Raw genomic sequence first — 25,535 nt, forward strand, 5'->3', positions numbered from 1 at the left:
GTAATAAATTTAAAGGAATGTTACGTGGGTTATAGCCTTTTGGAAATCGTGTAATACAAAATTTTAATCCACATACTGTAACAAAAATACCAACGACAGAAGGCAGTATCAGAATAATGGGATTAATATCGGTATACAAAATACTTGAAATACATCCCGCTAAAATCATTAAAATAATGGCCACTCGTGTGATATAGGCCTTTGGTTGTGTTCCAAATTTAAAGGAAGCTGAAGTATTCGTCCCCAGATGCATGTGAATCACTCTAACAAATGAGTTATAGAAGTTAGATTGTTCAATTACCTCACCTTTTTCATTATAATTCTTACTGGAGATGTAAATAGGTTTTTGATCTATTATATTTAGTGTGCATGAAAACTCACCGGGGCTACAAAAACCACCAGGGTTGTTCAGCCATACATTACTAATATCTTTATAGGGATACTCATACTTTGCTCCATCAAAGCTGATAATCAAACTGGTGTCTCGCAAAAAAATAGTCCTCAAGTGATCTTTCGGACTATTTTTAAAGGTGTATTCCATATATTATTTTGAGAAATTTCTAATAGTTTTTTCAATGATATCACAGCACTCATGAAGTTGTTCCTCAGTCATAACCAAAGGAGGAGCAAATCTAATAATGTTACCATGAGTTGGCTTAGCAAGCAAGCCATTTTCTTTTAGCGCTACGCAAATATCCCATGCCGTAGAACTATTAGGAGAATCATTAATAACAATGGCATTTAATAAGCCTTTGCCTCTCACAAGCTTAATCAAATCATTGGACTGGACGAATTTCTCCATCCGTTCACGGAAAATAGTGCCAAGCTTACGTGCATTTTGAATTAGGTTTTCATCGTAAATCACCTCTAAGGCCGCTATTGCCACTTTTGCACCTAGCGGATTACCACCAAATGTACTGCCATGTTGCCCTGGTTTAATAACTTCCATAATGTGATTATCTGCTAATACAGCAGAAACAGGGAAAACACCACCTGAAATGGCTTTACCTAAAACCAACATGTCTGGCTTGGTATAAGTAGATTGTTGCTCACATTTATGTTCACAAGTACAATCACCACATACTCTTAGCAAACCACCAGTACGTGCGATACCCGTTTGTATTTCATCAGCAATGAATAATACACCAGCCTCTTTGCAGATTTTAGCTGCTTCAGAAACAAAATTTTCATCTGGAACGAATACACCTGCTTCACCCTGAATAGGTTCTACCAAAAATCCGGCAACATTCTCTTCTTTAACAGCTTTTGCAAGTGCATCTAAGTCGTTATATGGTATTTTAATAAACCCGGGAGTGTAAGGACCAAAGTTTTTACGTGCACCCTCATCATTTGAAAAAGAGATGATGGTGGTTGTTCTACCATGGAAATTTCCATCACACACAATTATTTTGGCCTGATTTTCTTGAATTCCTTTTTTCTCATACGCCCACTTTCTACAAATCTTGAGGGCAGTTTCAACAGCCTCAGCACCAGTATTCATTGGTAGTACTTTATCGAACCCAAAATACTCTGTTAGGTATTTTTCAAAAGGGCCTAATACATTATTATAAAATGCTCTTGAAGTTAACGTAAGGGTTTCGGCCTGCTCTTTTAATGCGCCAACAATTTTAGGATGACAATGGCCTTGATTTACTGCACTATAGGACGATAAAAAATCATAATATTTTTTGCCTTCCACATCCCAGACATAAACTCCATCCCCTTTGGCCAATACAACCGGTAGCGGGTGATAGTTGTGCGCACCGTGCTTATCTTCCAGGTTTATTAATTCTTGAGACGATAGTTTTTCTTTTATGATAGCTTCCATACTTGTAAAGGATTAATAATTATACATAACTACATCATCGCGGAGAGCAGCCATCCTTTCCTCATTTATTGATTTTGGAGAGAAATCATCCTATACTCCAAATCTAACGAAATAGAAGTAAATCAATGAATGAAATAGTAAGGATGTTATTGAAATTGTATATTCACAATTTTATTTGTGAGACCCTTTTGGTAATTAAATTTGTTTTTTCGATATTTGCAGACCCAAAATTATAAGAGGATTTAGTTATTAAATTTAGATAAAGATGTCACGAGTTTGTCAGATAACAGGGAAAAGACCTCAGGTAGGTAATAACGTTTCTCACGCAAACAATAAAACGAAGAGAAAATTCTACCCTAATCTTCAGAAAAAGAGATTTTATATCCCTGAGGAGGATGCTTGGGTAACGTTGAAAGTGTCAACTTCTGCGATAAGAACAATTAACAAAAATGGCATCACTGCTGTGTTAAAAAAAGCTAGAGCTAACGGTAATACATTAGTATAACCGATTAAAAATATAGTATTATGGCAAAGAAAGGTAACAGAGTTCAGGTAATATTAGAGTGCACAGAGCATAAAAATAGTGGTATGCACGGTACTTCAAGATATATTACTACAAAAAACAGAAAGAACACCACTGATAGATTGGAGCTTAAGAAGTACAATCCAATCTTAAAGAAAATGACTGTTCACAAAGAAATTAAATAATCATGGCTAAGAAAGTAGTAGCATCACTCCAAAAAAAGGAAGGTAAAAATTTCGCAAAAGTGATCAAAGCAGTAAGGTCTGAAAAGACTGGTGCTTACACTTTTAGAGAAGAGATTGTAACGCTTGACCAAGTTCAAGATACGTTGAAAAAAAACTAAGATATTGAGAAATATCGAAAGGTTAGAAAGTCCCAATTGGGACTTTTTTGCTTTATTTATGGTTGATATTTTAATATAAAACTCATGGCGCTATTCGGAGGTCTGTTTTCAAAGGAAAAGAAGGAATCTTTAGACAAAGGTCTTGAGAAAACAAAAGAAAGCTTTTTCACAAAATTAGGTAAGGCAGTTGCCGGTAAGTCTAAAGTTGACGAGGATGTTTTAGATGAATTGGAAGAAGTGCTTATTACCTCTGATGTGGGAGTTGACACCACAATTAAAATTATCCAGCGTATAGAAGAGCGTGTGGCCAAGGATAAATATTTAGGCGTTGAAGAACTCGATAAAATATTAAAAGAAGAGATCGCAGGCCTGCTATCAGAAAATAATGTCCAAGATTTAAAAGACTTTACACTGCCAGATGTAAAGAAGCCTTATGTGATAATGGTAGTGGGAGTAAATGGCGTAGGCAAAACAACCACCATTGGAAAACTATCAGCACAATACAAGAATGCAGGTTACAATGTTGTACTTGGTGCTGCGGATACGTTTAGAGCTGCCGCAGTAGATCAAATTAAACTCTGGGGTGAGCGCGTTGGAGTACCTGTAATTGCCAAAGGCATGAATACAGATCCTTCGGCTGTCGCATTCGAAGCGGTGGAGTATGGTGTAAAGAACAACTCAGATGTAGTAATCATTGATACCGCTGGTAGACTTCACAATAAAGTGAATTTGATGAACGAGCTGACCAAAATTAAGAGAGTGATGCAAAAATTTGTTCCAGAAGCTCCACACGATGTTATGCTGGTATTAGATGGTAGCACAGGGCAGAATGCCATGCTTCAGGCGCGTGAATTCACGAAAGCCACTGAAGTTACTTCTATGGCAATTACCAAATTGGATGGAACGGCCAAGGGAGGCGTTGTCATTGGTATTTCAGAAGAATTTAAAATTCCCGTTAAATATATTGGTGTGGGTGAGAAAGTAGATGATCTACAGGTATTTAACAAAGCCGAGTTTGTAGATTCTTTGTTTAAGAAGTAACCTTAACTTAACATAGTCTTCGATTCATTCTTTCACATTTTAGTATTTTTGCGCCTCGCTAGTTGGAAATGAAAGCAAGAATATTATTTGGATTAAATTTTCTGATCGTAATTTTTGTGATCTTATCGGCAATTTCATTTTATCAGTTTAAAGAAATTGAAAGAGCTAGAATTTATGATGAGAGCATAGAATCATTACAATTGGAACTGATACGGCTCTTTTCAATGGATAATTACTTTTTTGAGTTTGAAGAGGCCAATGAAATGTTTTATAAGTCTGGCAAAAGCTCAGTTTTGGACGCTCGCAATAAACTAATCCACACCATTAATGAGAAATTCAATCTTATTGGGGAGGAGCAATTTATTAGTGCAAACCTGTTAAGAGGTATTCACGAGGAGTTCCAAAACTATAACAAGCAACACGAGCTGCTCATTGGGTTAATTCTGGAAAGGGGTTTTAAGGACGAAGGTATTATAGGTGATATGAGGAAACATGCCCATCAGATAGAAACAGAGACTACTATCCCTATGAAGCATTACCTAATGCTTAGAAGGCACGAAAAAGACTTTTTGTTAAGGTTGGACGACAGGTATGTACGCCTTTTTAATGAAAAAATGGATGAGTTAAAAAAGGAGCCGGCTCATCAGCGTTACCTTAAATTATTAGACTCTTATCAGCAGGAATTTAACACTATTGCACACAATACGCAGATGATTGGCGACTTTGGTAGTTCAGGTAAAAAATTTGAATTCAGACAAAGTCAATTAACCCTTGAAAAGAACTTTCAAGATTTAAACACATTATCTGAAAATAAAACATTGGCAATGGTTCAAAATGGGCAATATGTATTTTTATTTGGTGTGGCCATAACACTCCTCTTTGTATTAATGCTTATTGTGTTTACCTACAAAAGCTCAAAAGCAGCATTTAATTAATACCTCAGCTATTTTAAAATACCCAGTTTTAGGTATTTACTTTGAAAAAAAACTTTAAGAATTTCGTTTAAATTAAAACGTAGGAAATTTCATTTTGATTGTACTCTTGTCACGGAATGCAATAAAATTGAAGGTTTAGGTTTTATGTAGGTGGAAGGACTAGCCAAAACGTTGGTTAGTCTTTTCTTTTAGGCGCAGGGGTGTATTCTCTAAATGGAATTTTAAAGATTAACCAATACTCAAATCCCCAAAGAGATTCTTCTGTTGCTCGCCCATAGCCTGGAATCCAAAGTGGAGCCAATTCATTGTTCGAGTAATTATCATTCACGCTAAATTTAAATCTGGCTGTATAGCCAGACCAAATAAATTTATAAAGCTTCACTTTTAAACCAGTAGTAAGTTCATACCAACTGCTTCTTAATGCTGGGTTTTGTAAGCTCTCAGTGCCATTGCCCCAAAAGTCGCTGGTATAATCATAGATAAGCCTATCTTCATAGTTGGCTTGAGCGTATCTTATACCAAAAAATAGTGCGCTCTGGTCGGGGTCTCGATGCAAGAAATTTATATCAGCACCTACTTTGAAAAAATTGCCTTTATTCTGGTAAATAGAAGCATCATTTGGCCCGTTCCATTGTCGTTCAAAAATTCCGTATTCAAGGTTTAAAAAATAGCGGTAGAAATCTACATCAGCTGAAATTTTCCATTGTCTTACATCGGCCTGTGTAAGAGCACTTAACCCCTTATCAACTACACCTTGTCCTAGGCTTACTAAGTCCAAGCCAACACGTATTCCCGTAGGTATAAACTTGTTAACAGTACTAGAATCAGTAGCAATGGAATCTACCTGTGCGCTTGCTTTTAATGAGCACACAATTAATAGAAAGCTAATTGTATACTCTAATATTCTCATTTACAGTTGTTGGGTTAAGAAAATTGGTTTCCATACTGGCATTAAAAACTCTTACTGAATCAAAGTCGCTTCTTACAACTTCTATTCCATTATAGATTACTTCAGTACCACAATCTTCAGAAATAAGCCGTGCAGTTTTTTTATAGTTTACTGTAAGGGTATCCGTTCCAAACTCAGTATCGAAATAAATGGTAATCTGATTGTCAGCCGGATCTATTGGGAAAACTACAAATTCAATGTCAATAGTATCTTCAAGAAGTATTTCATCAATACCTTCTACTTGAAGTAGATTAATTCGTAATGGTAGCTCAGACCCATCTAGCACATTATAAAAGCCTATTCGCAGACTTGTTCCACCTTGAAGGATGCAATCAGGTTCATCACAGCTGAAAAATAGAGCAATAAAAAATAATATACTGAGGAAAGTGTTTTTCATTATTAGGCTGCAAATATAACCGAACCCTATTCAATCAAGAAGCAATTTAAATTTTCTTAATTTTGCCATCTAAAAACCAAGGATTTGAAAACAAAAACGAGACGTAGGGATAAGGTTAATATAGTAACGCTGGGCTGCTCTAAAAATTTAGTTGATTCGGAAGTAATGCTTACTCAGCTGCGTGGCAACAAGATTGACACCACACATGAGGCCGAAAATGATGATGCTAATATTGTAATTGTAAACACTTGTGGGTTTATAGACAATGCCAAACAAGAGTCAATTGATACAATTTTACGATATGCAGATGCCAAAAGTGAAGGCCTGGTAGAAAAGTTGTATGTAACAGGGTGTTTGTCTCAACGATACAAAGACGATCTGGAAAAGGAAATTCCGCAAGTAGATGCTTTTTTTGGAACACGGGATTTACCATTGTTGCTTAAACGTTTTAAGGCAGATTATAAAAAAGAGTTAGTTGGTGAAAGAGTCTTAACCTCAGCTGGGCATTACGCGTACCTAAAAATTGCAGAGGGTTGTGATCGGCCTTGCTCATTTTGTGCCATACCATTAATGCGAGGCAATCATATTTCTAAACCTATTGAGGAGTTAGTATTGGAGGCTAAAAATTTGGCCAAAAATGGCACCAAAGAATTGCTCTTAATTGCTCAGGACTCCACGTATTACGGGTTAGATATTTATAAGAAAAGAAACCTGGCAGAGTTACTTCAGAACCTCGCAGATGTTGAAGGTATAGATTGGGTGCGATTGCATTATGCCTTTCCTACTGGCTTTCCACTCGATATTTTAGATGTAATGGCTGATCATCCAAACATCTGTAACTATTTAGATATGCCCTTGCAGCATGGTTCTACCAACATATTGAAAGCCATGAGACGCGGTACAACGCGTGAAAAACAAGAAGAATTAATTGCCACCATTAGGGAAAAAGTACCCGGAATAGCCCTGAGAACTACATTGATTGCCGGTTATCCAGGAGAAACGGAAAAGGACTTTCAAGAAATGTTTGATTTTGTTGAACGATCTAGATTCGAAAGATTAGGAATTTTTACCTATTCGCACGAAGAAAATACCCATGCATATAATTTTAAGGATGATGTTCCTGATAAAGTGAAACAAGAGCGTGCCAATGCCGTAATGGAGTTACAGGAAAAAATTTCTTATGATATCAATCAGGAGAAGATTGATAAGACTTTTAAAGTGCTGATAGATAGAGCTGAAGGTGGAAGTTTTATTGGAAGAACGGAGTTTGATTCTCCTGAAGTAGACAATGAAGTGATCATTGATGGAGCAAGTCATGTGAGGTTAGGAGATTTCTGTAATGTAAAAATCAATGATGCCACTGAGTTCGATTTATACGGAGAGGTGGTTTAGGGTAAATTGGCTTAAATGAAATTAGCAACTATAGAACTTAGTGAAACAAATCGATTTTCAGACTTATTTTTAGACTATATAAATGGATCTGAAAAGATAAGAGAGTTCTATAATCGTTACCCGAATATTTCATTCTTTAAGAAACAGATTGAGGAGAAGAAATTTAGTGCCGAAAATAGAAAAATACTTTGTAGTGTTTTAGCCGACCAATATAAAAATAGTACTCCTAAAGAAGCAGTAAACACCTCGCTTCAAAAACTAGCATCTGAAAAAACTTTCACTATTACTACGGGCCATCAATTAAACATTTTTACGGGCCCATTATATTTCATTTATAAAATAGCATCTGTCATTAAAACATGTCAGTTGCTAAAGGCTGAATATCCCGAATACGACTTTGTGCCGGTTTATTGGATGGCTTCTGAGGATCATGATTACGATGAGATAAAATACTTCTGGCTAAATAATAAAAAACACGTTTGGGAAACTACCCAAGCTGGCGCAGTAGGTGAGTTTGAAATAGTTGAGCTGAAGAAATTAAGTGATTCTGTACCAGGTATTCCTAAGTTTTTTAAGGAGGCGTACTCAAAAGGTAAGACACTAGCCGAAGCCGTTCGTTTATATGTCCACGAATTGTTTGGCGATGAAGGATTAGTAGTTGTGGATGGTAATTCGAGCCAGTTAAAATCATTATTTTCTAACGTCGCAAAGGATGATTTGATTAATCATACTGTAGGGAAATTAGTGGCTGAGACATCAGCAAAAATTGATGAATTAGGCTATAAGACTCAAATTTATGCACGAGACATTAATCTGTTTTATCTGGATAAAGGCGTAAGAGAACGCATCGAGAAAGATGACCAAGGTAATTATCATGTTCTAAATACCGAGTTGAGTTTTTCAAAAGGTGAAATACTCAAAGTTTTGGATAAAGCTCCTGAAAAGTTTAGCCCGAACGTTGTTCTTAGACCTTTATATCAGGAAGTAGTATTACCTAATCTGGCTTACATTGGAGGGCCTGCTGAGGTGGTTTATTGGTTTCAATTGAAGGATATGTTTGAACACTATCGGGTACCTTTACCTATTCTAATGCCTAGAAATTTTGCTGCCATACTACCCAAACATATCAATGATAAAATAGCCAAAACGGGATTAAATTATTCTGAATTGTTTAAACCTAAACATGAACTACATAAACAAATAACGCTATCGAACACTTCTGAGAAGGTATTGCTAAATGGGCAAAAAGACGAATTGATTAGTTTGTTTAACAAGATAAAACAACAGGCAGCATCTATTGATCAAACCTTGGTAGATCATGTTGATGCACAAAGCACAATCACTAAGGCCAAGTTGGATACAATCGAAAAGAAGTTTATCAGAGCTGAGAAGCGCAAACAAGCAGAGAAAATAGGACAGGTAGATTCAGTTTTAGAAGTGCTTTTTCCAAATGGTTCACTACAAGAACGAAGAGATAATTTCTTGAACTTTTACCTTTTAAATCCGCAGTTGATTAAGCAATTAATTTCTGAATTCGACCCGTTCGAATTTAAGTTTTACATACTTTCAAATGGCGAGTAAGCAGGTTTTACGAGAAGTATATCTTGCCAAGCGATTAACACTTACAAATAAGGAGTATGACCTGAGGAACAACCTAGTTGTTGGCGCTGCGTCAGTATTAATCGATAAAATCAAACCAGAAACCGTACACATTTTTGTACCAATCAAAAGTAAACGGGAAATTGATTTAACCGGATTAGTAGAAAAGTATGCGGCAAAGAAATTTGCTGTTCCTAAGACTGAAAAAAATGGTGAATTGAAGCACTTTATTTTTAATTCAGAAACAAAAATGCTTCAAAATAAATGGGGAATAATGGAGCCTCATAATGGCCAAGAGGTTGACCCTACGCAGGTTGATCTCGTTTTCGTTCCTTTAATTATTGCCGATAAATTGGGGCATAGAATTGGATATGGCAAAGGTTACTACGACAGGTTTTTGGCTCAAACTAGTGCCATAAAAATAGGTGTTTCACTTCAGCCACTGCTTGATAAAATTGATTATATGCAAATAACGGATGTTAAACTGGATGGGGTGATTACTCCTTACGAGCAGATGAAAGGTTTTTAGGTTTGAAAACTGTCTTTATTTCTTTCATAGCAAAACCAAGTTGGCCATTCTCATCTATATACTTGATTAAAATAGTATAATTTCCGGGTCTGTCAGAAGTCTGAAATGGTATTATAACATTTCCATCAGGAAAAGATAGGTTGCTTTCCCAAAGTAATGTAGATCTCATATCCGGTAGGTTATTTCCCTTCGCCAATTTTTCTGCTGGTTGAGTTATTGGTTTTGTTACACCAGTAGCTTCAAAGTAATTGCCACTTTGTGTAATATCATTTGTTCTGGCGGACTCTTTTAAGTTAATAACTACTAAGCCGCCATCGCCAAAAGGACCCAGGTTTACCAACTTTTGTTGTCTGTTAAATATTTGAATACGCAGAATATCCTCTGGATCAATGGCTAAAATCTCATCGATGTCTTTGGTTGGCCTATTGTCGATAAACACAAACGGAGCTTCTTTGTACACCTTTAATTGATCTTCAGAAAACATTCTCAGCGTATATTCTCCCTTTCTTTTACGAAGCATCAGGCCATTTAATACTTCTTTAATCACATCAGTCATCGTTGGGAATACTTTATACTTTGTCATGTCATAATCAGAATCAGGATCCCGAATTAATTCATTAATGTTAAATTCAAGGCTTTTTTCAACAGCAATTTCTTCAGGTTGATAAAAGTTGTAAATACTTTGAATCTCATTATTTTGAATGATGTTTTTAAGTTCGGAATCATGAGCTACTGTCCAAGGCACTTCATCAGTTAAACGAAGTAATATCGAAGGGACCTTTTCATCTAATTCTATAAGAGGCTCATCAAACTTATGATCTTCTGAAAAAGCATAAAACGGAATTTTTTGTTTGCCGTAAAATTCAACCAGTAATGGGAACTCAAAATAACCAGTGCTGTCTAAATCTGCCTGATAAACTACGTTCACTCCTGGAATAAACAGATAAAGTTGAGATGAATCCGGCAGGGGTTTTGAGTCTTTTAAGACACCTCGCAAGTATAAGTATTCTTCTGGAGTTCTTTGGGTCTTAGTCGTTGGATTGTTATCAATTGATTTTGACATACTAATTGCATAGTTATCAAGTGATTGTTTCAATTCATTATTGCTTGATAGCAAATTCAGTGGTAGATTTTTTAAGTAAAATATATTTTCCTCACTTGCAGTTAGCCATTCAGAGGGTAAGATTTCAGCATTCAGATACTTGATATTTTTATTCGCTTTAAATGATATATCATGGCTCGTTGAGGTAGGTAAAATGCTATCAATAGGAAGTGGCGTCATATTCACATTTATATTATTGTAAATAGATCTGTTTGCAACAGAGGTTTCATTATAAAAAACATGAAATGATAAATGGTCCTCAGGCATCGAGTTTTTATCAATTTTGATGGCCAACCCTTTTCTTTTGTATTCAGCTTTGGATTCATAAACCATATTTTTTTGAGAATAACCTCGTACAGTTAAACTGTCATTATGATAAATGTTACCCGTGCTTTGTATTATTAAGAGATAATAATCTTGCCGATCATCTATTCTCAGAGAGATACCTTCATCGATTACTTTGGGGATGGTACTTGCGATGTTTTTAACTGAGTCACATGTATGTTTTACCAGATATGTCCGGCCACTTTCTGGCTTAAAGAAGAAGCTGCCGAAACCGGACATTTTTAATAATTCTAGTTCTGCTACTACCTTTTCACGATCATCAATAATGCTTGCCAAAGGTTGCTCGCAATTATGGGTGTAGGAATAAGCCAACCTCGTAGGGATATTATCGATTAGCTGCCCACCTTCAGGATAAAATTTAATATAATTCTGTTTATCTACTTCATTGAATGTAAAGTTCTCTTTTGTATCATAAATAGGGATTCTTCTTCTGCTTAGTTGGTCTTCGCTAAAGCCTAAAATATGGTTTGTGTAAACGATTAACTCATAATAGCCTGTTGCCAGGCTGCTTGACAGTAATATTTTGGATTCGCCCTTGCCATTTTTAGCGAAGTTCTTTTGCAGTTCTACTACATCATTGAATTTATTTTTAAGAAGTATATAAACTAACTCTTTAGATTGAGTAGGCTTATTTTCATAATCTAATAGCTGATAGCTGATTTCTATCTCCTGATTATTGAAATAAAATGGCTTATCCACATCAAAAGTAATTTTTGATGCAGGGTTTTGAGCTACTGCAATGTTGGTTAGTACGAACAATAATATGGTTAGAAGTTTTTTCATATTACCAGAATGGTGGTCTTTGATTGGTAGAATTCGGAAGTTTTGTACAGTCATCTTGAATAATGTCACCTGTTGAAACATTTATTGGGAACAACGCTGAAGTTATAAATCCAGAGACTTTTTTAACTGAAGAAGCACTAAAATAACCAAGCACAATTTCATTAGGATCATCTATTGATTGAATATTGGATTTAATTCTACCCGTTGGTTGATCGAATAAAGATCCTTGATTTTGTTGTTGTTCTACTTGTGACCAAAATTCATGCGCACCTTTCGATAAGGACAATTGCTCAACCTCAATATAATATTTGAACCCAAAGCGTCCTTTTTCGTCTCTAATGAAACCAATATTAAAATTTTGTATTTGTCCTGAAATAAATTCGGGCTTGGATACTATAACTTTCTGAGAGAATTCATCAACCCAACATCTGCAACAAGTACAAGGTGCCACTTGCATTAGTGTTTCGGTTAATGCGTCATAAATGTATCCGCTACAAGCCGGGGGATCTGGGATGGTCTGCAGCTCCACTTTTATTGTTTTTTGTTCTGGGAATGTCAGTATTTCGTAAGTAGCGGAGTATCTCCACCTATAAAATGGACTCGCAGATACATCGCCTGTGGTTAATAATACATTGATGCCATCATAATCTGTAACTACATTTTCTTTACTTACTTCATTTTTCACTTCATAACTAAAAGCTAATGTATCTATTCCCGCATTGGCTGAAAGAGTTTCTGGCAAAGATCGATACGATTTACCATTAGAAAGAGTAATATTCAAAACATAAGAAGTACCTACTTGGCCTTTAAACGAGGTTGGTGTAGTATATAATCCTGCTGACGATTCGTTTAATTGAATAATTGAACCATTTCCAGCCAATATAAACACATCTGCTCCTGATGCAGGGTTACTTCGACTATTATCAAAATATCCTGTAGAGTAAAACAATTTAACACTATATGGCCCTTCTTCATCTGTTATTAGGGCATCTACAACTAAATTCCCCGCTTCAGATTCAACATCAACATTAACAGGGTCTATGCAGCTAAAAAGCATAAATAATAGTAAGGACGATATTTGAAGAGAATTTTTCATATTTACCAGAATGATGGCCTAACGTTGGTTGAGTTTTTATACAATCGACAATCTTCTTTAATGGAATCTAATTGTATTGATCTTACAGGCAAATCCTTAGGAAGTATAAATCGATCCTTTTTCGTTATAGAAACCACCCCAAAATGACCAAAAATAGGCTCGTTTTCGTCACTTAGGGCGTACATATTCACCGGCATTTTCCCTGAGGGCTGATCGAATAATGATCCTTGATTCTGTTGCCTTTCTACTAAATCCCAAAATGTATGACCGCTTTTTGTTAGTGCCAGTTGTTCTACTTCAATATAATATTTAAATGTAAATCTGCTGTTTTCATTAACAATGAAATCAATGATGTCAGTTAAATCATCAGTTACTAATTCTGGATCAGACACAACTACCTTAGAAGATGATTCGGTCGTCCAGCAAAAACAGCAAGTGCATACAATGCCAGCAGCACAGGGTGGTGGGTTTATTGTACCTGGTGGCCTTTCTCTCAACTCAGGGAATGTTCTAAACTCATAAATGCTGTTGTAACGCCATCTGTAAAACCCATCTGTATCATTAAGTGGATTTGTTTTAATACGTATTTCAAAGCCTGTTAAATCTAAAGGAACATTGTTTTTATTAACCTTTGTTTTTACTTTGTATTCAGCTATTAATGAATCGATGCCAACATTAACGGGCATTCTTTCGGGATTAGATTTATAAACCGATCCATCATTTAATTCGATAGTTAGAATATAGCTCCTACCAACTTCACCTTGAAATCCGCTATGTGTATAATATGCCCCTGGCCTTCTTTCCTCCAGTTCTATCGCACTTCCCAAATCGTCTTCTATAGTAATTTTGGCTCCGGGCACTGGGTCGGGTACTTCTTCTAAATAATTAAAATAACCTAAAGACCTGTACAGCAGTATCTCATATGGCCCTTCCTGATCAGTAATTTGACCATTTACTACAAGGCTGCCTGATTTTGATTCTACATCTACATTAATTTTATCAATACAGCTGAATTGTAATACGACTGTTACATATAGAATAAAGTAATATGTCTTTAATTTTATCATTCCCAAAATGGTGGTTTAATATTAGTCGCACCATCAAATCCAAGACAAGTTCCAATGAGCGTGGGTAATACAGAAATTCTCTCTGGTACGTCTGCAGCAGTAAGATAACCACTTGTGGATGTGATAGACGCTACGCTAAAATAGCCCAGCACATTACCTTGTTCAGAACCTACTTCATTAATATTTGATGGTATTTTACCAACTTGTTGGGCAAATAATGAACCTTGCTCTTTTTGTGTTTTTATTGCCCTCCAAAATTCATATTCTTCTTGACTTATAGCTATCTGGTCAATGGCATAATGATATTTCTTCTCAAACCTACCTTCGCTATTTTCAATAAAGGCTATTGGTACATTTTTAATTTGGCCATCTCTAAAAGAAGGATCTGAAAGAATAAGGTTCTCGGATTCTGTAACCCAGCATATACAACAAGTACAGATACCCGTCCCTTCGTCAATACCTGTTTCAGGGTTTATATCAATACCACTGCAAGTAGGCGGAACAGGGGTCACAAGTTCGGGTTTGGATTCTATCTGATAAGTACCTGTAAATTGCCACCTGTAATATTTATTGTCATCCAATATTTTGGTATCTAATAAAAGTTCTACACCACCTTTACTAACCTCAACATTATTTTTACTCAAGGTTGTTCTAAAGGTATAATCTTTACGCACCGTTTCTATATCAGCATTATTAGTGAGTCTGTTTACGTCACTTTCATACCTTTTGCCGTCTTCTAATTCTATTGTTAACTTATATTCTAACCCATCAATCGCTTTAAAATCTGCTGGTGGTATATATGTACCAGGCTCGAATTCTCTAAATATCAATTCATTAGAACCCACGCTCAATACCACATGAGCGTTTCTCATTTTACTTAATGTTGTATTAGAAACATATTCAGAATATGGAACTGATTTAGAGATTATTACCCTGCTCGACTCTTCTTTATCAGTAATAAGCGCATCGATTACTATATTTCCGTCAGCATTTGAATCAGTTTCAAAATCAATAGGATCTATACACGCAGTAACTAGAATGAAACTAAGAGATATGGTTGTTAAACTTCTCATCAAAACTTAAAGTTGTAGGTGATAGATGGAAAGATTGACCCTAAAACAGAAAGCTTATAAGCGGTTGGCCTGCCACTTTCACTTTCCTGAAAGAAAACTGAATAGGCGTTTCTTCTTGAATAGACATTGTACAAAGTAAACGACCAGCTTCCTTCCCATTTTTTATCTTTCTTATGGTTAGTTCTAATTAGAAGGGACACATCCAACCTATGATAAGTAGGAATTCTGTACTGATTTCTCTCTGTATAATTCGCTACCAAAACACCGTCAATTTCAAAGCGCTCTACCGGTGCGGTTATTGGTCTGCCCGAGGCTAAGTTGAAATTAAATGATAACACATGTCTTCTGGAGATATCATAGTTTGCATTAATTTTTATATTATGCGGCTGGTCATAGTTCGCAGGGAAGAACTCGTTATTATTCACTTGCAAGCTCTCAAACTGCGAGAAAGTCCTTCTTCTCGAAGAAGTGTAGGTGTAATTAAATTCTCCAGACAATCGGCCATCTTTTTGAATAGAAAATTCAAGTCCCCTTATATCGGCTTCACTATTTACTAATTCGGTTTCAATGTTCTGTTTTAATGCTAACTGTGCTCCATCTTTGTATTCCGGAACATTGTCAATCTGCTTGTAGAACACTTCTACTGATGCAGTTAATTTCTTTACTGGCATTCTTTTGAAATAACCAATAGAATATTGATTACCAATTTGTGGTTTGATATATTCTGAACTAGGCACCCACGAATCAATAGGAGTAATGGCTGTTGTATTAGACAGTAAATGGATATACTGATATGACCTGCTAAATCCTGCTTTAATAAAGTTGTTGGCATCTAGACTATATTTAGCTGATAAGCGTGGTTCTAAACCGGAGTAGCTAGCTGCTACTTCGCCATTATCATAGTTCACGGTGTCAATTATTTCAAAATCATCCCTTGGTAGTTCTGGGTTGTACTTAAACAATTGATGGTCACCAAATAGTCGATAGAAAGAATACCTTAAGCCTGGTGTAATAATGAGGTTATTTCCGACCTGCATCTCGTCACTAATAAAAACTCCGGCTTCCAGAGATCTATCATTGTTCAACTCAATATTCCGCACATTGGATGAGCTTGATAGTGGCTTAAGGTCGCCTCTAGCAAAGTCATAACCTTTCACATCAACACCGGCTGTCAAAAGATGCTTTTCGAATGCATAATTTATATAAGACTTGAACTGAAAATTATCGATGCTGTATTTCCATGAAAATGACTCATCCACATCTTCATCCCGTACCTCGTAATTGTAGTTACCCACAGAAAAGTTGTTGAATAGCGAAAGTTTTTGGTTGACATAGCTTTCATGAGTGATAGAGGCACTATGATTTTGCCAATAGTAGGCCGTATCATTGGAAAACTTAAACTTGTCATTACTTAAATAGTAGCTGGCAGCGATTTTGTTTTTCTTATTAATATACGCAGTCACTTTTCCAGTTACATCGTAAAAGAAAGCCTCGCTGTTTCTTACATCATCATTCTTAACTTGTTTAAGAAGCCAATCGGAATAGGACGTTCTGCCTGCGAAAAGAAAGCTTACCTTGTCTTTAGCAATAGGTCCCTCAACCATTAAACGGCTGGTTACTATACCCAATCCGCCAGATCCATGATATTCATTTCTATCACCGTCTTTCTGTCGCACATCTAATACCGATGAGATTCTTCCACCATATTGTGCAGGAATTGCACCTCTGTAAAAGGTTACTTCTTTAAGTGCGTCAGGGTGGAAAGCTGAGAAAAACCCAAAAAGGTGGTTGGGGTTAAAGATGATGCCTTCATCTAATAATATTAAGTTTTGATCTACACTACCGCCTCGCACATTGAATCCTGCACTGCCCTCTCCAACACTGTTTACACCTGGCAATAATTGAATGCTTTTAATTACATCAATTTCCCCTAAAAATGCTGGGATGGTTTGCAATTCTGCTGCCGTGATTCTGGTTCGGCCGACAACATTACTTTCAAAATTTTCTTTTTCAGCGTTGTCTTTCACTACAATTTCATCAAGTGTGATGGGCTTTTCTTCCATAATCACATCATACTTACCCGATTCATAAAGAGAAAAAGCGATATTTTTATCTTGGTAATTTAGTCCGGCATAAGTGATGATATGTTTACCAACAGGCAGGGTTAAAGAGTAACTTCCGTCTGCCCCAGTTGCGGTTCCTTTTTGCACTTCGTTGGCGTAAATTGTTATTCCAACGAGGGGCTCGTTAAATTTTTCGTCTTTAATGATGCCTCTTATTCGAACATTACTTCCCCAATTGGCATTTACCGAGTCACCAATGGTATATCTGATTAAATCACCATCAATGTTATCCAGAATTTCTTGTCGGATGATATCGGCTGTTGGATCCTTAATTAAAGCAATCCCGTAATCATATATGTATTCGATATTTATTGATCTTCCTGCCAGAATGCTTTGAAGGGCAGTAGCAATTGGCTGATCCTTGTAACTGGTAGATACTGTAATTTGAGCTGTCCATTCAGGCAGAAAGAAGAATTTTACATACTCTTTCTCCTCAATTTCATTTAAGAATTCTGTAAGTGAAACACCTATTTTGTGTTCTGGAACTCGAAAATCTACATTCTGACCTTTGGCTGTGCTTACAAAAAACAATAAAGCGATGCCTGTAATGATTCCTCGCATAGAAATCAAATGTAGCCCTTTATTGTATTATACTGAATCACGTAAATTAAGGGATATTGCCTACTTTATGGCTAAGACCATTTCTTTCTTACCTGGTGGGCCTGGCAAAGTATTTACTTCTAAGCCTAGCGTTTTAAGGTTTCTTTTTAGCTGACCCTGAGCACAATAGGTGACAAATACGCTTCCCTGGGATAAAGATTTAACAACTTTCTCAATTTGGGGTATCTCCCATAATTGTGGTTGTTTGCTCGGAGCAAAAGCATCATAATAAATGATATCATAACTATGACTACTAACGTCTAGTATTTCAATTTGGCTATGGATTTTCTTTAACTGAAATTTATCATGAATTGAAACAAAAGTATCCCACTCAGCCTCGTGTAAATGTGTGAAATAGCTACTTAAGCTCCCTTCAGCAATTAATTGTGAATAATTTAATGATTCATATTGAGTTTTATTCAACGGATAAGCCTCAATTGATTCATACTCAATGTCAATATTCTGGCTGATGGCGTAGTCTAATGTAAGTAAGGCATTTAAACCTGTTCCAAACCCTAATTCAAAGATTCTAACCTTACCTCTATTTTGATTGTTGGTATGCCAAAACCTTAAGCCATTTTCAATAAAAACATGCCTGGATTCTTGAAGAGCCCCATGAAATGAGTGGTATGTCTCATTTAATTCTTTGTTGTATAAAGAATGAGAGCCATCTTCCGTGGTAATTATTTTTAGATGATCATTACTCATTTAGTAATCAGTACAGTTGCAAAAGCAGCTACACCTTCTTCCTTACCAACAAAACCAAGTTTTTCGGTAGTGGTAGCTTTTATGGATATATCTTCCTCATCGATACCCATAACTTGAGCCAGGCATTTTTTCATCTCTGGTATGTAAGGATTTATTTTGGGTCTTTGCAAGCAGATGGTAGAATCAATGTTGCCAATTTTCCAGCCCTCATTTCCAATTAATTTCATAACATCCTTTAAAAGTATTTTACTATCAATGCCTTTAAATGCCGGGTCTGTATCAGAAAAATGGTAACCGATATCGCGCATATTGGCAGCGCCTAACAACGCATCACAGATTACATGGATTAAAACATCGGCATCTGAATGGCCTACAGCTCCTTTACTATGTTCAACTTTAATTCCACCAAGCCAAAAATCTTTGCCATCCACTAATTGATGAACATCATAACCTAAACCCGTTCTAATTTTCATTTGCCTAATTTGATTTATAATGTAGCACAGAGCAGTTTTTTTCTATCAGAAGTTCATTCACCATTTTCATGATATCTGATTCTTCAACAGCTCGAATCCTATTTATTTCTTCATTGCAGTGGTTAACATCACCTGAAAGTGCTGAATAAGCCAACGTCATGGCTCTGTTCAATACCTCCACCTCACCAAAAGCCAATGTAGATTCAGCTTGATTTCTTACTTTGTCAAGTTCTTGTTTCTCTAACCCTGAATTTTGCAGTAAATTAATTACATTCCAAATTTCTTTCTCGCCTTGCTCAGTGGATACTCCAGACGAAAGTTTTCCGCTTATAACCAATAAACCAGGATCTAACGAACCCATAACATAAGCATTGATGCTTTTAAATATTTCAGAATCCCTTACCAATGCATTGTACAACCTGCTCGATTTTTCCCTGCCTAAAATGTCGCTTACCAAATCAGCTGTATGATAACCTTCAGCAAATCGTGCGGGCATATGAAAGGCCATTGTAAGCATATCAGCTGGCACATTTGCAGTAATTACCAATTCTCGTTTTTGGTTTTGCAAAGGCTCGCTCTTATAATTTCTTTCAATTGGTTGGCCTGAAGGAATATCACTAAACCATTTTTCTGATAGTTTTTTAACCTGGCTCACAGTAACATTACCTGCTACCACTAATACTGCATTGTTTGGGGTATAATATTTATTATAAAAAGCCTTTACATCATCCTGAGTTGCATTTTCGATATGACTAATCTCCTTGCCAATAGTTGCCCACCTGTAGGAATGTTTTTGATAAGCCAATGGCCTCATTTTTAACCATAAATCGCCATAAGGCTGGTTCAGATACCGCTGCTTGAACTCTTCAATTACTACATTTTTTTGCACCTCCAGCACTTTATCACTAAAAGGTAAGCCGAGCATTCGGTCAGATTCCAGCCAAAAAGCACATTCAATATTTTGATGTGGCACTGTGATGTAATAGTTGGTAATGTCGGGGCTAGTAAATGCATTATTGTCACCGCCAACCTTTTGAAGCTCGCTATCAAAATTTTCTACATTAATCGAACCTCCAAACATAAGGTGTTCAAATAAGTGTGCAAAGCCCGTTTTTGTTGGATCTTCATCCCGGGAGCCTACTTTATATAGTAAATTGAGAACGGCTATCTGAACACTTGGATCTTCATGTACAATTACCTGCAGCCCGTTATTAAGCCAAAATTCTTTGAAATGGATCATATTAGATGTCCAAAAATAAATATAACCCTTCACTTTGAGGGCAATACCAATGCCTTAATTTTGCGGCAAAATTTTAGTTATGAATTTCGATAGGAAGAAATACTCAAACAAATTGCTACTTGATCTTTATGAAGGCTTATTAAGGCCTAGGATGATCGAGGAGAAGATGCTTATTCTTTTAAGACAAGGGAAAATAAGCAAATGGTTTTCAGGCATAGGGCAAGAAGCAATATCTGTAGGTGCAACCAAAGCATTAACAGATGAAGAATATATACTTCCAATGCATCGAAACCTCGGTGTATTTACATCCAGAAATGTTCCATACGATAGATTATTCGCTCAATTTCAAGGTAAAATCCATGGATTTACTAAAGGGAGAGATCGTTCTTTTCACTTCGGCACGAATGACTATAATATCGTTGGCATGATCTCGCATTTGGGACCGCAGTTGGCTGTAGCCGATGGCATTGCTTTAGCTAATCAATTAGGCAAAGAGTCTAAGGCCACATTGGTATTTACTGGAGACGGTGGTGCCAGTGAGGGAGACTTTCACGAAGCACTGAACGTTGCAGCTGTGTGGAATTTGCCAGTAATCTTTGTGGTGGAGAATAATGGTTATGGGCTTTCAACACCCAGTTCAGAGCAATTCAAATTCAAAAATTTCATAGATAAGGGACCAGGTTATGGCATTGAAGCGGTTAAAATTGATGGCAACAATGTGCTGGAAGTATATGACACTATTGACAAGTTGTCGAAAAAATTAAGAAAAAATGGTGGTGGTCCTGTGCTTGTTGAAGCTATGACTTTTAGAATGCGCGGACATGAGGAGGCTTCAGGTACTAAATATGTGCCTAAAGAGTTAATGGATTACTGGGCTAAAAAGGATCCATTGGAAAATTTTGAGCAATATCTTTTAAATGAGAAGGTTCTTACAAAAAAGCATATAGAAAAGCTCAGAGCAAGTATTCTGGCAGATATCGATTCAGGCTTAGAAAAGGCCTATTCCGAAGCACTTCCGGTGGCAAGCACACAAGTGGAAGTGGAGGATATGTATTACCCATTTGAACAAAAAGCTGTAGAAGAATCTGACAGTTTTTCTGAGAAAAGGTATGTAGATGCCATTTCTGATGGATTAAAACAAAGTTTGGAAAAATACCCTGAACTGGTAATAATGGGGCAGGATGTTGCTGATTATGGTGGCGTGTTTAAGATTACAGAAGGGTTTGTAGATAAATTCGGTAGAGATAGGATTAGAAACACCCCTTTGTGTGAATCAGCAATTATTGGTATTGGACTTGGAATGTCTATCAAGAAACGAAAGTCATTAGTTGAAATGCAGTTTGCTGACTTTGTTACTTGTGGTTTCAACCAGATTGTAAATAACCTGGCCAAATCTCACTACAGATGGCAGCAAAATGCTGATGTTGTGGTTCGAATGCCTACCGGGGCAGGTGTAGCAGCAGGGCCGTTTCATAGTCAATCAAACGAGGCTTGGTTTTTTCATACACCCGGGTTAAAGGTGGTATATCCTTCAAACCCAAGGGACGCCAAGGGCTTGTTATGTGCAGCTATCGAAGACCCAAATCCTGTAATTTACTTTGAGCATAAAATGCTTTATCGTTCTTTAACTGACGAGGTTTGTGACGATTATTATACTACTGAAATTGGGAAAGCTAATTTAGTGACAGAGGGCTCTGATATTTCAATTATTACTTATGGGATGGGTGTTCACTGGGCGAAAGAAATAATGAAAAGTAATCCTGAGGTTTCTGCCGATATTCTGGATTTAAGATCATTATTGCCGTGGGATAAAGAAGCGGTGAGAAAAACGGTAGAAAAAACAGGCCGTGTCCTCATTTTACATGAAGACTGCTTAACGGGAGGTATTGGTGGTGAGATTTCAGCCTGGATTGGTGAACACTGTTTTGAATATTTGGATGCACCCATTTTAAGAGAGGCGAGTTTAGACACAGCTGTGCCATTTTCACCGCCATTAGAGCAAAACTTTTTACCAAAGGGTAGGTTAGCTCAAAAAATTAAAGATTTAGTCGAATTTTAGTTAACTTGATGCGTTCTAAGCTAACGTAGCTCATTTTTTACGCATAATTATTTTGTCTTTTCATTACCATAGCGCGAGCATTTCTAAGCCCCTAAAGTGGACAATACTTGTTCTTGTAATTGTTTGTGGTTCCTGTTTTCAGGGTGCCAATATAGCGCAGGCTCAGGAAAAGAATAAATTCGAACGCCTAAATGAACGAAAAAATAAGGATAATAGAAGGCTAAAACGAAGAGGTGACCGAGCTAGATCAAACAAAAGTAAGTTAAGGCAAGCCCGCTTTAAATCCAGAACAAGGCAAGGAGAAAAAGCCTATAAAGGAGACATCACAGGCCGAAAAGTTACCAGGATAAAATCTTCTAGACTTCGTTCAAATGCCAACTACGCACAGCCTAACCCGTATGCTGGAAGAAAGAGAAAAACAGAAGCAAGTGTAGCTAAAAAAGCCTTATCGAAAGCTCGATTTACGCAGCGTCCTTCTGAATCGGCTAAAAGAGCTTCAGGCCCACCTCGGACAACAAACCGGCCAAGAGAAAAAGCATGGAAAGGCGGTATTAACGGCAGGGCTCTAAATAAAAGAACCAAGAAAGTAACGTTCACTGGTAAAAGTAGTTATCAGGGTGGCTCTGTACGTTCGGCAACACGATCTTCTGAGCAAAAGGCTACTTCAGGAAGAGTTGTGCCTAGATCAGCTTCCGGAGCCTATCGTGTGAGAAAGCGTAAAACACCTTACAGTTCATTCAGGCCAAAAAAGAAATGGGAGAAAGCCTTTAAAGGTGATATTACTGGAAGAACATTCCAAACCAAGCGAACAACAGGAAGGCCGGGCGTTCAAAAACCACCAAAAACACGATACACCAGTCCGGGAAGAAAAGGAGATAAAGCCTATACCGGGGGATTTGGAGGTGGATATAAATCTGCCACAAGAAGACCAGAAAGAGCCTGGAAAAAAGATATATCTGGGAATAAACTGAGGATACGGACGAGCACTGGACCAAAATTTACGGGGCCACAGTTTACTCCTTATCCAACAAATAAAAGTAGAAGAGGCGATCGAGCCTATAAAGGTAAAATTAAAGGGAGTGGTTATAAATCTGTATCTAGTAGAAAGGAAAGTGCAGGCAAGAAATTGGGTGGCAGTAATCCTCCAGGATCAGGCACAAGTAAAGGGTTGAGCTTTCAGGGAAATATAAAAGCCGGTAAACCTTTAAAAGGCGGAGGTAGCATCTCAGGTAGGAGATGGAATAATTCTGGTAAATCCGTTACACGCGCCAACAATGCCGAACAAAATCAACGAATTAGGTCCTTTCAAGGTAATATAAAAGCTGGCAAACCATTGAAAGGTGGTGGTAGCATTTCAGGAATTAGATGGAATAATAATGGTAGGTCAGTTACAAAGGCAAATAACTCTGAGCAAAGTCAGCGAGTAAGATCGTTTCAGGGAAATATAAAAGCTGGTAAGCCATTAAAAGGCGGAGGAAGTGTAGCCAGAAACAATTGGAATAACAATGGAAAATCTACAACCAAAGCGCAAGAATCATCAAGCACATTAAAAGCAACCAGCTTCACCGGAAATATAAAACAGGGTAGGTTTAAAGGTGGTGATTTTGATGCTTTATCTAGTACTTATCAGGGTGGGCAGAAAAGAAGGTTCGATTATAAACGTCATCCAAGCGCTGATAAAAAAGCCATCAAAGTAAGACTATCAAAGAGTAAAGATGACATATCAGGTTATCAGGGTACGTTAAAACAATCAAGGTATCAGGGAGGAAACTTTGATGCATTGGCAGGTACTTACAAGGGCAATCTTAAAAGAAAATATGATTACCGGAAAAACCCAAATGCCGCAAAAGAATCTTTAAAAGTAAAACAGGCACTTAAAAACGATAGGCTTGCTGGCAATTATCAGGGAACAGTTAAAGACAGGAGAAGGTACAAAAAGAACCCTGCGGCCGCTGATGAAGCTCTGAAAAAACATGCACCTAATAAGAACTACTTCCAGGGAGGAGAGTTTACGGGTAGAACTAAAGTAACCTTGAAATATAAACAGAATCCTAGTGCTTCCGATGAGTCTCTAAAAAATCTACCGCCAGGGTCAGGAGCACAAAAAGGAATAGGTTTTGAAGGTAGAACAAAAGTTACTTGGTCTGTCAGAAAAAACCCAAGTACGGCTAAAGAGTCACTACCGGGCATTGCACCATCTAAAGAAACAGCCAGGGGCACATCCTTTAAAGGGCGAACCAAGTTGGCATTTAATTATAAGCGTAACCCTAGCTCGGTGAATGAGGCTTTAAAAAGCAGAGCCCCATCGAAAGCAGCAATTAGTGCCTCTAATTATCAGGGTAATATAAAAATGAGTAAAAAGCGTTTGGAAGACCGGCACCCTAGTTTTAATTATGCGAGAGGAAAAAATAGTGCTACCCAGGAAAAAGAGAAACTTTTTAGCTTGAAATTATTGTTTGCTAAAATATTTAAGAAGAATGAGGGCCAGCCAGATAATCTGAAAGAAAAAGAAAGGGCTCCCCGTTTTGATAAACGCGAACGTGACATTTGGTATGATTAATATATGAACTGGAATCACCTAACTTCAGCAGATCAGCTTAATTCAATTATTGAAGAATCCGAAATCTCACCAGTGCTAATTTTTAAGCATAGCACGCGGTGCTCAATTAGTAGTATGGCTTTAAATAGATTAGAACGTTCATGGGATGAATCGGATGGGATAAAGCCTTACTACCTGGATTTAATTCAATACAGACCATTATCCAATCAAATTGAAGAGCAGCTCAACGTTCAGCACCAATCACCCCAGGCTATTTTAATTCGAAACAAAGAAGTGGTACACCACAACTCTCATATGGGTATTTCGTATGCTGATTTCATAAAATTCGTTACGGCCTAGAAATTAAAACTGATTGTTTGTTTTAGTTCAGCTGATAGGCTCAGTGAAACAGGGCAGGTTAATGCTGCATGCTTCAATCCTTTTATCTGTGCATCAGTAGCATTTATTTTAGGAATAGAAAAGTTAATAATTACTTCTTTAACCTTGCGTGGATTTGCTGCCATTACTTTAGTGATATCTGCACTTAACCCTTCAAGGCTTATTGATTCGATATTGGCATAAATCCCCATAAGTGACATCATGCAAGAACATAATGAAGAGCAGAGTAGATCTGTTGGGGAATATGCCTCACCCTTACCATTATTGTCTGTCGGTGCATCTGTAATAATTTTACTGCCAGATTTAAGATGAGTTCCCTCAGTCCTTAACGAACCAAGGTAATTTACTTTCATTTGTATCATTATTTAGATTGGGTTAAACTATCTTCAAAG

At 37.0% G+C, this 25,535-nt stretch carries 24 protein-coding genes; 11 read left to right on the forward strand and 13 right to left on the reverse strand.

Features of this window, described 5'->3' with window-relative positions:
* Together RLO81_RS11680 and rocD are read right to left on the reverse strand one after the other, a co-directional pair.
* The coding region (locus RLO81_RS11680; protein WP_350111685.1) for a hypothetical protein at positions 1 to 541 on the reverse strand (541 nt) is incomplete at its 3' end.
* A gap of 3 nt (positions 542 to 544) precedes the next feature.
* Positions 545 to 1,828: an ornithine--oxo-acid transaminase gene (gene rocD, locus RLO81_RS11685; RefSeq protein WP_350111687.1), complete on the reverse strand. Its 1,284-nt coding sequence runs from the start codon at positions 1,826 to 1,828 to the stop codon at positions 545 to 547.
* A 265-nt stretch (positions 1,829 to 2,093) separates the two neighbouring features.
* Between rocD and rpmB the strand changes: the two genes are divergently transcribed.
* The 5 genes from rpmB to RLO81_RS11710 all read left to right on the forward strand — a co-directional run bounded on the left by rpmB (position 2,094) and on the right by RLO81_RS11710 (position 4,670).
* A complete protein-coding gene (rpmB, locus tag RLO81_RS11690; protein WP_205722418.1) occupies positions 2,094 to 2,333 on the forward strand; it encodes a 50S ribosomal protein L28 in 240 nt (79 codons plus the stop codon).
* Positions 2,334 to 2,353: 20 nt separating this feature from the next.
* Positions 2,354 to 2,536 carry a 50S ribosomal protein L33 gene (gene rpmG / locus RLO81_RS11695; RefSeq protein WP_350111689.1) on the forward strand — a complete coding sequence of 61 codons (183 nt, stop codon included), beginning with the start codon at positions 2,354 to 2,356 and terminating at the stop codon, positions 2,534 to 2,536.
* A gap of 2 nt (positions 2,537 to 2,538) precedes the next feature.
* Positions 2,539 to 2,694 (forward strand): DUF4295 domain-containing protein, encoded by a 156-nt coding sequence (locus tag RLO81_RS11700; RefSeq protein ID WP_350111691.1) that lies wholly within the window; start codon positions 2,539 to 2,541, stop codon positions 2,692 to 2,694.
* 84 nt (positions 2,695 to 2,778) lie between these two features.
* Positions 2,779 to 3,735, forward strand: a complete 957-nt coding sequence (ftsY, locus tag RLO81_RS11705; protein ID WP_350111693.1) for a signal recognition particle-docking protein FtsY — start codon at positions 2,779 to 2,781, stop codon at positions 3,733 to 3,735.
* Positions 3,736 to 3,803: 68 nt separating this feature from the next.
* Positions 3,804 to 4,670, forward strand: coding sequence for a hypothetical protein (locus RLO81_RS11710; RefSeq protein WP_350111695.1), 867 nt, complete (start codon positions 3,804 to 3,806; stop codon positions 4,668 to 4,670).
* A 175-nt stretch (positions 4,671 to 4,845) separates the two neighbouring features.
* Here RLO81_RS11710 and RLO81_RS11715 read toward each other — a convergent pair whose 3' ends face one another.
* Together RLO81_RS11715 and RLO81_RS11720 are read right to left on the reverse strand one after the other, a co-directional pair.
* Entirely contained in the window at positions 4,846 to 5,580 is a 735-nt protein-coding gene (locus tag RLO81_RS11715; protein WP_350111697.1) for a DUF6048 family protein, read from the reverse strand.
* Entirely contained in the window at positions 5,555 to 6,016 is a 462-nt protein-coding gene (locus RLO81_RS11720; protein WP_350111699.1) for a DUF6452 family protein, read from the reverse strand. Before RLO81_RS11720 ends, RLO81_RS11715 begins: the two co-directional genes overlap by 26 nt.
* A gap of 84 nt (positions 6,017 to 6,100) precedes the next feature.
* Here RLO81_RS11720 and rimO point away from each other — a divergent pair, with 84 nt between their 5' ends.
* From rimO to RLO81_RS11735, 3 genes are read left to right on the forward strand one after another with little or no spacing between them, the layout of a single operon-like run.
* Positions 6,101 to 7,408, forward strand: a complete 1,308-nt coding sequence (gene rimO / locus RLO81_RS11725) for a 30S ribosomal protein S12 methylthiotransferase RimO (RefSeq protein WP_350111701.1) — start codon at positions 6,101 to 6,103, stop codon at positions 7,406 to 7,408.
* Between the two features lie 15 nt (positions 7,409 to 7,423).
* Positions 7,424 to 8,989, forward strand: coding sequence for a bacillithiol biosynthesis cysteine-adding enzyme BshC (gene bshC / locus RLO81_RS11730; RefSeq protein ID WP_350111703.1), 1,566 nt, complete (start codon positions 7,424 to 7,426; stop codon positions 8,987 to 8,989).
* Positions 8,979 to 9,536 carry a 5-formyltetrahydrofolate cyclo-ligase gene (locus tag RLO81_RS11735; protein WP_350111705.1) on the forward strand — a complete coding sequence of 186 codons (558 nt, stop codon included), beginning with the start codon at positions 8,979 to 8,981 and terminating at the stop codon, positions 9,534 to 9,536. The genes bshC and RLO81_RS11735 overlap by 11 nt, the downstream gene beginning before the upstream one ends.
* Here the strand turns inward: RLO81_RS11735 and RLO81_RS11740 are convergent.
* From RLO81_RS11740 to RLO81_RS11775, 8 genes are read right to left on the reverse strand one after another with little or no spacing between them, the layout of a single operon-like run.
* Positions 9,505 to 11,766 (reverse strand): hypothetical protein, encoded by a 2,262-nt coding sequence (locus RLO81_RS11740; RefSeq protein ID WP_350111707.1) that lies wholly within the window; start codon positions 11,764 to 11,766, stop codon positions 9,505 to 9,507. The genes RLO81_RS11735 and RLO81_RS11740 overlap by 32 nt on opposite strands.
* 1 nt (position 11,767) lies before the next feature.
* Positions 11,768 to 12,862, reverse strand: coding sequence for a DUF4249 domain-containing protein (locus RLO81_RS11745; RefSeq protein WP_350111709.1), 1,095 nt, complete (start codon positions 12,860 to 12,862; stop codon positions 11,768 to 11,770).
* A 2-nt stretch (positions 12,863 to 12,864) separates the two neighbouring features.
* Positions 12,865 to 13,929 carry a DUF4249 domain-containing protein gene (locus tag RLO81_RS11750; RefSeq protein WP_350111711.1) on the reverse strand — a complete coding sequence of 355 codons (1,065 nt, stop codon included), beginning with the start codon at positions 13,927 to 13,929 and terminating at the stop codon, positions 12,865 to 12,867.
* The gene (locus RLO81_RS11755) at positions 13,926 to 15,002 is read right to left on the reverse strand and encodes a DUF4249 domain-containing protein (protein WP_350111713.1); all 1,077 of its coding nucleotides are present in this window, start codon (positions 15,000 to 15,002) and stop codon (positions 13,926 to 13,928) included. The genes RLO81_RS11750 and RLO81_RS11755 overlap by 4 nt, the downstream gene beginning before the upstream one ends.
* Entirely contained in the window at positions 15,002 to 17,686 is a 2,685-nt protein-coding gene (locus RLO81_RS11760; RefSeq protein WP_350111715.1) for a TonB-dependent receptor, read from the reverse strand. Before RLO81_RS11760 ends, RLO81_RS11755 begins: the two co-directional genes overlap by 1 nt.
* A gap of 60 nt (positions 17,687 to 17,746) precedes the next feature.
* Positions 17,747 to 18,433, reverse strand: coding sequence for a tRNA (5-methylaminomethyl-2-thiouridine)(34)-methyltransferase MnmC2 (mnmC2, locus tag RLO81_RS11765; RefSeq protein WP_350111717.1), 687 nt, complete (start codon positions 18,431 to 18,433; stop codon positions 17,747 to 17,749).
* A complete protein-coding gene (gene ispF / locus RLO81_RS11770; protein WP_350111719.1) occupies positions 18,430 to 18,906 on the reverse strand; it encodes a 2-C-methyl-D-erythritol 2,4-cyclodiphosphate synthase in 477 nt (158 codons plus the stop codon). Before ispF ends, mnmC2 begins: the two co-directional genes overlap by 4 nt.
* A gap of 4 nt (positions 18,907 to 18,910) precedes the next feature.
* Positions 18,911 to 20,146 (reverse strand): M16 family metallopeptidase, encoded by a 1,236-nt coding sequence (locus RLO81_RS11775; protein ID WP_350111721.1) that lies wholly within the window; start codon positions 20,144 to 20,146, stop codon positions 18,911 to 18,913.
* Positions 20,147 to 20,225: 79 nt separating this feature from the next.
* Here RLO81_RS11775 and RLO81_RS11780 point away from each other — a divergent pair, with 79 nt between their 5' ends.
* Genes RLO81_RS11780 through ytxJ form a run of 3 tightly spaced genes read left to right on the forward strand, consistent with a single transcriptional unit; the run spans position 20,226 to position 25,104 of the window.
* Positions 20,226 to 22,205, forward strand: coding sequence for an alpha-ketoacid dehydrogenase subunit alpha/beta (locus RLO81_RS11780; protein WP_350111723.1), 1,980 nt, complete (start codon positions 20,226 to 20,228; stop codon positions 22,203 to 22,205).
* A gap of 52 nt (positions 22,206 to 22,257) precedes the next feature.
* Positions 22,258 to 24,765 carry a hypothetical protein gene (locus tag RLO81_RS11785; protein ID WP_350111725.1) on the forward strand — a complete coding sequence of 836 codons (2,508 nt, stop codon included), beginning with the start codon at positions 22,258 to 22,260 and terminating at the stop codon, positions 24,763 to 24,765.
* A gap of 3 nt (positions 24,766 to 24,768) precedes the next feature.
* The gene (ytxJ, locus tag RLO81_RS11790; RefSeq protein ID WP_350111727.1) at positions 24,769 to 25,104 is read left to right on the forward strand and encodes a bacillithiol system redox-active protein YtxJ; all 336 of its coding nucleotides are present in this window, start codon (positions 24,769 to 24,771) and stop codon (positions 25,102 to 25,104) included.
* Here ytxJ and RLO81_RS11795 read toward each other — a convergent pair.
* Positions 25,101 to 25,496, reverse strand: coding sequence for an OsmC family protein (locus RLO81_RS11795; protein ID WP_350111729.1), 396 nt, complete (start codon positions 25,494 to 25,496; stop codon positions 25,101 to 25,103). The two genes, ytxJ and RLO81_RS11795, sit on opposite strands and share 4 nt — an antisense overlap.
* Positions 25,497 to 25,535 lie beyond the last annotated feature (39 nt).

The sequence above is a fragment of the Fulvivirga sp. genome, from assembly GCF_040220315.1.
Classification (GTDB): domain Bacteria; phylum Bacteroidota; class Bacteroidia; order Cytophagales; family Cyclobacteriaceae; genus Fulvivirga.